Source organism: Corallococcus interemptor (assembly GCF_003668875.1).
Taxonomy (GTDB): Bacteria; Myxococcota; Myxococcia; order Myxococcales; family Myxococcaceae; genus Corallococcus; species Corallococcus interemptor.
Map to the genome: position 1 here is coordinate 26,812 of NZ_RAWM01000121.1, position 1,911 is coordinate 28,722.

2 protein-coding genes are annotated in these 1,911 nt (G+C 70.5%); one reads left to right on the forward strand and one right to left on the reverse strand.

Going from position 1 to position 1,911, the window contains the following annotated elements; all coding sequences use genetic code 11:
- The first annotated feature begins 637 nt into the window (after positions 1-637).
- A complete protein-coding gene (locus D7X96_RS30860; RefSeq protein ID WP_121771379.1) occupies positions 638-1,399 on the forward strand; it encodes an alpha/beta hydrolase family protein in 762 nt (253 codons plus the stop codon).
- On the opposite strand, the gene D7X96_RS30865 is transcribed toward D7X96_RS30860, so the two are convergent.
- Positions 1,396-1,911: hypothetical protein (locus tag D7X96_RS30865; protein WP_244219784.1), on the reverse strand; the 516-nt coding region annotated here is incomplete at its 5' end. The two genes, D7X96_RS30860 and D7X96_RS30865, sit on opposite strands and share 4 nt — an antisense overlap.

Below are 1,911 nucleotides of genomic sequence, written 5' to 3' on the forward strand. Positions count from 1 at the left end.
CTCGTGTACTCCGCGCTCGGGGACGTTCTCGCGGACGCCCGTCGGGGGCGATGGCGTTCGCGAGAAGTCAGGCTTGCTGCTGATTCCGGATTGCCGCCCTGCGCCGTTCTCTCGGAGAAGCGGGAGGGCGGGTCAAATCCACACTGACCAGATTATTCCGTGACCAGCCGAGCTGTCATGGGGGCGCCCCGCCGGAAGCCCGAGTGAATTCGGGTATTTATTGGAATCATCGGGATCCCCGAGCAGGCCACCGGAAGGACTCACGGTGTCGCTCAGAGGGGAGCCTGCTCGCGGGGTCGTCCCCCCGCATGGAGGGGGAGCAGGCCGGACGCCGGCCTGCTCCGACAGCGCTCTTCCGGGGTGCTTCAGCCCGCCTTCGCGAGCGGCGCCGGGGCGGTCATCAGGACCTGCGGAGGCACGGTGTAGCTCATGGCTTGAAGGATCTCCGCGATGGCCTCGCCCACGTTCCGCACCGGGCGTGGGCCGTGCCTTTTGCTCGGGACCGGCCCCCGCATGCAAGCCGGGTTGCCTTGACTCCACACCTGTTCGAGAGGGCTGTTCTGACCCCGGCCGGGTCCCGACGCGCCTGGCGCCAGAGTCCTTGCGTGCCGGGCGCTCGAGGTGGACGGTGCGGCGCATGCGCCTCTTCCCCCTCGCGTCCCTGATGTTGCTGAGCGCCTGCACGGCCTCGCGCGTCGCGCTGCCTCCGCCCACGGGCGAGGAGGTGACGGTCTTCATCCATGGGTACCGCGGATCATTCCTCGCGACGGCGGACGGCGAGCGCGAGCGGGCCTGGGTGTCGGTGGGCGACCTGCTGACGCGCGGAGAGCGTTCGCTGGCGCTGCCTTTTCCCGGGCAGCGGGCGACGCCGGGCTTCGGGCCGCTGGAGGTGGACGGGCCCATGACGCGCTTCACGGTGCTGCCGTGGGTGGCGCGCTACGACATCTACAAGGGCTTCCTGGAGTTCGCGCGCGAGCGGCTGCCGGGCCTCGTCGTCTTCGACTACGACTGGCGGCAGGACAACCGCGTGACGGCGAAGCGGCTGTGCGCGCTCCTGGACTCGCTCGCGCAGGAGCGGGGCGGACGGGTGAAGCTGAACCTGGTGGCGCACAGCATGGGTGGGCTCGTCACGCTGCACTGTCTGCGCTACGGCACCGGCCGCACGCTGGCGGTGGTGGGCGTGGGGCATCCGTTGATCAAGTCGTTCCGGATCATCGACGGGAAGCCCACGTTCGAGGATCCGGTGCTCGCGGACGGAGATGGCTCGGTCCTGACGACGCGCGCCCTGCCTCCGGCGCCGCTCCACGTGGACCGGCTGGAGACCCGGGCGGACCACGTCGGGATGATGGGCGACGAGGAGGTCCAGGAGGCCGTCGCGCGCTTCGTCACCGGCGACTAATCACCCTGGATGGCGGCCTGCCAGTCGCCGTCCACGGAGATGCCCACGCGCATGCCGATGTAGCTCTTCTCCTTGCGCATGTCGGCGATCATCGCCTCCGGGTAGATGCCCTTGAGCAGGTCGAAGTCCGCGTCGGTGGCGCCTTCGCGGAAGGCGGTGGGCCACCAGTAGAGGTTGCCCTCCTGGTAGAAGGGGAGGTTGAGGACGTGGACCAGCCGCGCCAGCACCGGCTGCGGGCTGTCCTTCCACTCCTCCTGGATGCGCCAGGTGGTGGCCATGTCCTGGTCGGGGTCGTAGGAGAAGCGCACGCTCGGGCCCTTCTCGTCGCCCAGCTTCTGGAGGCCCGCGTAGTCGCACGCGACGGCGGCCTTGATGATGCGCTCGCGCATGGACGCCACGGCCGGGGGCAGCGGCTTCGCGGTGGGCTTGGGGATGGGGCTCAGCCGGCTCGCCGAGCACGCCGCCGCGGCCGGGGCGCTCGGCTTGGAGGCAGGCGGGGCAGGGGGCGCGGG

Bases quoted from the DNA above. Each gene is read 5' to 3' on its own strand.
- D7X96_RS30860 (WP_121771379.1), top strand. From the start codon at position 638: ATGCGCCTCTTCCCCCTCGCGTCCCTGATGTTGCTGAGCGCCTGCACG.